We start from the raw sequence: 6240 nt of genomic DNA on the forward strand, positions 1-6240 counted from the left end.
GATGCGTTCGAGCGCGGCGTCGCGGTCGGCGCCCGCGGCGGGGAAGCGCTGCGGCAGGCCGGCGTCATAGGTGAAGGACTGGCGCGACCAGCTATTGTCGCCGAGGCCGGTCAGGATCTCGGTCGCGGTCTCGCGCGGCAGGACGTCGACGGGGACTTTCTCGCCGATGCCGTCGACCGCGCAATAGGCGAAGCGGCCGACCGAGGCGCGATCGGCGGCGACGTTCGTGGCGACGAGGAAAATCTGCTGCTCCTCGATATCGCCGTCCATGCCGCCCGCGAGTACGGCGCGCGCCGAAGGGCCGCCGTTGTCGAGCGCGAAACGGCTGTTGCCCGCGACCGCGATGCCGCGCGCGGTCTTGAGCCCGTCGCGAAGCTCGATGTGGCACGCGACGCCGCCCGGAAGCGGCTTGTCGAATTCAAGCACCCAGGTGCGCGTGTCGACCCAGCGGGATGACGACGGGAGCTTGCAGTCGTTGGTCGCGGGCGCGGCGGCGCGGGGATCGCCGAGCGGGACCATGTCTTCGGAGAAGCGCAAGGTGAAGCGCGTGATCGTGCCATCGCCGGTGCCCGACGAGCCGGGGGTCGCGAGCGTGACCTGCGGCACGGTGTCGGCGGTGGCGGTCGCGGCCATCGCGAGCGTGAGGGGCAGGATCAGCGCCAGTTTTGCCTTGCCGGCCAAGCCTGTAGCCAGCGCGCGCCATCCCTTGCCCATCGTCAAACTCCCCGCTTCGGTCCGAACCGCTATCCTGCTGGAAACAGGGGACAGAGTCCACCCGTTGCCGCGCATCGCACACGGTTAGTCGCAGTTCGCGAAATCGCTGTGACCGCCGTCATAGACAGCGGCGAAAGGTCAGCGCGCCAGCATCGGGCCAAGGGGCTGGCCCGCAAAAATATGGACATGGAGGTGCGGGACCTCCTGATGGCTGTCGGGACCGACATTGGCGAGCAGGCGGTAGCCGGGCGCGACGAGGCCCTGATCGCGCGCGACCTTGCCCACCGCGCGGACGAAGCCCGCGATTTCGGCGTCGCTGCCGCGTTCCGAGAAATCGTCCCAGCTGACATACCGCCCCTTGGGAATCACGAGGATGTGCAGCGGCGCCTGCGGGTTGATGTCGTGAAAGGCGAGGGCGAACTCGTCCTCGTACACGGTCTTCGACGGCAGCTCGCCGCGCAGGATGCGCGCGAAGATATTGCTCTCGTCATAGGGAAGCGTCGCGTCGATCGGCATGGGAGAGCTCCTATTGTGGCCGGCTGGCTTTTTCGGCGTGGCCCGACGCACCGTGGCGTCGGTCGAGTTCGGCCGCGATGTCGTTCCACGACAGGCCGCGATCGGCGAGCAGGATCGAAAGGTGGAAGACGAGGTCGCTCGCTTCGCCGATCAGCGCCGAATCATCCTCGCCGATCGCGGCGATGACGGTTTCGACGGCCTCCTCGCCCAGCTTTTGCGCGATCTTGGCCCGGCCCTTCGCCGCGAGGCTCGCGACATAGGAGGATGCGGCCTCGCCCGCAGCGATCCGGTCGTGGACGACCGCTTCGAGCCGCTCCAGAGCCTCGCCCATTGTCTTGCCCATTGCGTGATCCTTTCGCACCCGGTCTTTTCGGAAGCGTGCCTAGCCGCACGGCGCGGCCCCGACAAGCGGGCCGGGGGCGACGGGAGTTACCCGCGCGTAAACCATATTGAAACGCCCTTGGCTTAATGCGGGCGCGCCGGGGGGCAGGATCAACTCTAGAATCGGACAGGAAATGAAGATGGGCACCCGCCCCAAGGTGTTTCTCGCTGCGACGGCCTCGCTGACCGCGCTCGCCGCGTCTCCCGCAATCGCCCAGACCGGCGACGAGATTATCGTCACCGGTTCGCGCATCGCGAAGAGCGAGTTCACCAGCGCCGATCCGGTCCAGATCATCGATCCGGAAATCGCGAAATTGCAGGGACAGGTCCAGCTTGCCGATGTGTTGCAGCAGGTCCCGGCGGCGCAGGGATCGATCCAGATCACCTCGGCGATCTCGAACCGCTTCGTCGCCAATGGCGGCAATGATGTGCAGACGGTATCGCTGCGCGGGCTCGGTGCCGAGCGGACGCTGGTACTGGTCAACGGCCGCCGAGCGGGTCCGGCGGGGATTCGCGGCTCGGTCGCGCCCTTCGACCTCAACGTGCTGCCGCTGTCGGTGGTCCGTCAGGTCGAGGTGCTCAAGACCGGCGCTTCGTCGATCTATGGTTCGGACGCCGTTGCCGGCGTGGTCAATATCCTGACTCGCGACGATCTCGACGGCTTCGAAGGCGGCGGTTTTTCGTCGATCACCGAACATGGCGGCGGCGAAAGCTATGGCGTCGACGCGAGCTTTGGCAAAAAGTTCGACCGCGGCCATTTCTTCGCGACGGTCGACTATTTCCGCCAGCAGAATCTGACGCGGCGCGATCGCGGCTTCCTGTTCTGTTCCGAGGAATATCTGAAGCGCGAGGCCGACGGCAGCCGCGCCGATATCGTCGATTTCCGAACCGGGCGCCCTGCATGCAACAGCACGCAGGCCAATATGATCGTGTTCAGCGATTTTTCGGGGGTCGACGAAAACGGCTTTCCGACCTTTGGCCCCGGGCTGATCGCGCCGAACGGGCAGCCGATCTTCGCCGGCCAATATGGCCATGAGTTCGCCGGCGTCGGTATCCCGATCAACGCCTACAATCCGATCGGGGTCTCCGGCCCCGACAATTTCTTCGGGGTCAATTTCGACGGCCCGTCGACCGGCGCGCTCAACCAGTTCGAGCCGGTCGAACAGGATTCGGACGTCTTCTCGCGCGTCAGCCGGATCAGCACCTTCGTCGAGGGCGCCTATGATGTGACCGACGGCATCACCGCCTATGGCGAATTCCTGTTCAGCAACCGCAAGTCACATAACAACGGCTTCCAGCGGATCGAGCTGCAGCAGTTTACCGGCGCGTCGATGCTTCCCTTTTTCCTTTGCGACCCGACGGCATATAATTGCGACCCGGGTGACATGGGCGATCCGCTCAATAGCGAATTCACCGGCAACGTCATCCTGCGCCCGCGCGTGCTCGTGAAGTCCGAAAGCCAGGCCGACGTCGATTATTACCGCGGCGTGTTCGGGCTGCGCGGCGAGTTTGGCGGCGGGTGGAAATGGGACGTCCACGGCCAGCACAGCCGGTCGGACGCCCGCTATACGCAGGACGTCATCTATCAGGATGCGGTCGCGTCACAGACGCTGCGGACGCGCTCGTGCGTCGGCACGGCTACGGCGGTCCGCGGCGTCCCTTGCATCGACGTCGACTTCACCGACCCGCGCGTGCTGCGCGGCGATTTCACCCCCGAAGAGCGTGCCTTCCTGACGGGCCGCGAAACGGGGCGCACGCTGTTCAAACAGACCTCGGCCGAAGCGCTGGTCACGGGCAAATTGTTCAATCTGCCTGCGGGACCGGTCGGCGCGGCGTTCGGCGCGAATATCCGCCGCGACGAAATCAGCGACACACCGGGCGAAGCGACGCGCGCGGGCAATGTCGCGAATTTCACGACCGCGGGCATCACCGCGGGCCGCACGGTGTCGAAGGAGCTGTTCGGCGAGATCGAAGTGCCTCTGCTCGAAGGCGTGCCGATGATCGAGCGGCTGACGCTGTCAGGCGCGGCGCGCTACACGCATGTCGAGGCGACCGCGCGCACCGGCGCAAAGGATGATTTCAGCGATACGACGTGGAAGGTCGGCGCCGACTGGGCGGTGACCGACTGGCTGCGCTTCCGCGGTACCTGGGGCACGTCGTTCCGCGCGCCGGCGCTGTTCGAACTCTTCCTTCAGGACCAGACGGGTTTTCTCGGCCAGCAGGACATCGATCCGTGCATCCAGACCGCGGCCCGCCTGCAGGCCGGCGCGATCAGCCAGCGTGTTTTCGACAATTGCGCCGCCGACGGCATCGCCCCCGATTATACCGGCGGGATCGGTCCCGCGACGATCACTTCGGGCGGCGGCCTCGGCCGGCTGAAGCCCGAAACCTCGACCGCGAAAACGGTTTCGGTCATCCTGACCCCCGACCTGTCGGGCGCTCTGTGGGGCGGCTTCAAGACGCGCCTTGCGATCGATTATTTCGACATCAAGGTGAAGGACGAAATCACGCTGCTCGGCGCAGGCAACATCCTTACCGGCTGCTATGATTCGGAAAACTTCGCCAGCGAAGCCTTCTGCGGGCTGTTCACCCGTACGGCCGCCGGCCCCGACGCGCAGAGCGTCGCCACCGTCACCGACCGCTACGTCAATATCAGCCGCCAGCGCAACCGCGGCGTCGACCTGTCGATGGCGATCGAACAGGATCTCGGCAATCTCGGCGCACTCGCGTTCCGCGCGCAGATGACCTGGCAGATCGAGGACAAGGTCGAACTCTTCCCCGGCACCGAAATCGACGACAATGGCAAGATCGGCAATCCGAAGTGGGTCGGCGACTTCAACCTTGGCTGGATGAAGGATGGCTGGACGCTCTTCTACGGCCTCGACGTCACCGGCGCGGCGTCGAACATGAAGGACCTTCTGCGCGCGCAGGGCGGCGATGCATGCCGCACCTCGAGCTTCCGGCCGGGCGGGCGGTTCTGCCCCGACGTCAGCGTGCCCGCGACCTTCTATCATTCGCTGTCGCTGAGCCGCGATGTTGCCGACCGTTTCCGCATCACCCTGGGGGTCGCGAACCTGTTCGACACGCCGCCGCCGCGCGTCTCGACGGTGGTCACCGCGACGCCGCCGGTGATCGGTCAGGCACCCGCGTTCGGGACGCAATATGACTACCTTGGCCGCCGTTTCTTCGTGAGCGTGCGGGGGAAGATTTAGGCGGCTGCCTTGGGGGTGGGGAGTTGACGTTCGCTCCCTCTCCTTCGTCATCCCGGACTTGATCCGGGTTCCATACGATGGTGCGGCTATGGATCCCGGATCAAGTCCGGGATGACGATGAGAGATAGGTCCGCAACCGGTCGTTTGCTGCCATTCGCGGGGCGACGGGACTGGACAAGCCCGCGCCGCTCTGGTGAAGCGCGGACATGGCCGAGGTCAAACTGCATCGCGACTGGCTCGCACGCGTCGGCGGCGAGTTCGAGCAGCCCTATATGGCGGCGCTGAAGCAATTTCTGGCGGATGAGCGCGAAAAGGGAAAGGCGATCTTTCCGCGACCGCGCGACTGGTTCGCGGCATTGGATGCGACGCCGCCGCAGGATGTGCGCGTCGTGATCCTTGGACAGGATCCGTACCATGGGCCGGGCCAGGCGCACGGCCTCTGCTTTTCGGTCCAGCCGGGGGTGCGGACGCCGCCGAGCCTCGTCAACATCTACAAGGAAATGCAGAGCGACCTCGGCATCGCGCGGGCATCGCACGGTTATCTCAAGTCTTGGGCGCAGCAGGGCGTGCTGCTGCTCAACAATTGCCTGACAGTCGAGAGCGGCATGGCCGCATCGCATCAGGGCAAGGGGTGGGAGAAGTTCACCGACGCGGTCGTCGCCACGGTTGCCGCCGATCCGGCGCCCAAGGTCTTCATCCTGTGGGGCAGCCATGCGCAGAAGAAGGCGGCGAATGTGCCGGGGCTCGGCGCGGGAAGTCCGCACCTGATCCTGCGCGCGCCGCATCCGTCACCGTTGTCGGCGCACAACGGCTTTTTCGGTTCGCGGCCGTTCAGTCAGGCGAATGCGTTTCTCGAGGCGCACGGGCGCGGCGTGATCGACTGGCGGCTTCCGGACCAACCCGAAGCATGAGCATATTGGCCGACCCGGCGACGCTGGCGATCCTGATCGTCGCGGTCGTGCTGCTCGGCATGGCGAAGGGCGGGCTCGCCGGGGCCGGCGCGCTCGCGACGCCGCTTGCCGCGCTGGCCGATACCATCAGCCCCGGTTCCGAATTCGTGCAGATCGGCAACGAACGCAAGCACGTCATCAGCTACCTGGAAGACTTCCTGTTCCCGCCACAGCGCGCCCGCTCGCCGGTGAAATCGCTTTCCGGCGGCGAACGCAATCGCCTGTTGCTGGCTCGCCTGTTCGCCAATCCGGCGAATGTGCTGGTACTGGACGAACCGACCAACGATCTCGATATCGAGACGCTGGAGCTACTGGAGAGCCTGCTGCAGGAGTTCGAAGGCACGTTGTTCCTGGTCAGCCATGACCGCGCCTTCCTGGAGAACACGGTGACCCAGGTCATCGCTTTCGAGGGCAACGGCGTGCTCACCGAGTTCGGCGGCGGTTATGACGATTGGCGTCGTTTCACT

General features: G+C 65.6%; 5 protein-coding genes and 1 pseudogene. 3 read left to right on the forward strand and 3 right to left on the reverse strand.

The genetic code is table 11. The annotated features are described in order from the left end of the window. The 3 genes and pseudogenes from VN047_RS17035 to VN047_RS17045 form a co-directional block, all read right to left on the reverse strand. Positions 1-714: pseudogene (locus tag VN047_RS17035) on the reverse strand (Ig-like domain-containing protein); the annotation flags it as partial. Between the two features lie 138 nt (positions 715-852). Further along, entirely contained in the window at positions 853-1230 is a 378-nt protein-coding gene (locus tag VN047_RS17040; protein WP_325544748.1) for a histidine triad nucleotide-binding protein, read from the reverse strand. A 10-nt stretch (positions 1231-1240) separates the two neighbouring features. Next, entirely contained in the window at positions 1241-1573 is a 333-nt protein-coding gene (locus tag VN047_RS17045; protein ID WP_325544750.1) for a phosphoribosyl-ATP diphosphatase, read from the reverse strand. Between the two features lie 178 nt (positions 1574-1751). On the opposite strand from VN047_RS17045, the gene VN047_RS17050 reads away from it, so the two are divergent. The 3 genes from VN047_RS17050 to VN047_RS17060 all read left to right on the forward strand — a co-directional run. Then, positions 1752-4823 (forward strand): TonB-dependent receptor domain-containing protein, encoded by a 3072-nt coding sequence (locus VN047_RS17050; protein WP_325544752.1) that lies wholly within the window; start codon positions 1752-1754, stop codon positions 4821-4823. A gap of 206 nt (positions 4824-5029) precedes the next feature. After that, positions 5030-5734: a uracil-DNA glycosylase gene (ung, locus tag VN047_RS17055; protein ID WP_325544754.1), complete on the forward strand. Its 705-nt coding sequence runs from the start codon at positions 5030-5032 to the stop codon at positions 5732-5734. 5 nt (positions 5735-5739) lie between these two features. After that, positions 5740-6240 (forward strand): ATP-binding cassette domain-containing protein (locus VN047_RS17060; protein WP_325544755.1); only part of this gene is annotated, 501 nt, incomplete at its 3' end.

The sequence above is a fragment of the Sphingopyxis sp. genome, from assembly GCF_035565275.1.
Taxonomy (GTDB): domain Bacteria; phylum Pseudomonadota; class Alphaproteobacteria; order Sphingomonadales; family Sphingomonadaceae; genus Sphingopyxis.

What these genes read in the sequence shown, in the direction of transcription:
- VN047_RS17050 (WP_325544752.1), top strand. Translation starts at nt 1,752, where the DNA reads ATGGGCACCCGCCCCAAGGTGTTTCTCGCTGCGACGGCCTCGCTGACC.
- ung (WP_325544754.1), top strand. Translation starts at nt 5,030, where the DNA reads ATGGCCGAGGTCAAACTGCATCGCGACTGGCTCGCACGCGTCGGCGGC.
- VN047_RS17040 (WP_325544748.1), bottom strand. Translation starts at nt 1,230, where the DNA reads ATGCCGATCGACGCGACGCTTCCCTATGACGAGAGCAATATCTTCGCG.
- VN047_RS17045 (WP_325544750.1), bottom strand. Translation starts at nt 1,573, where the DNA reads ATGGGCAAGACAATGGGCGAGGCTCTGGAGCGGCTCGAAGCGGTCGTC.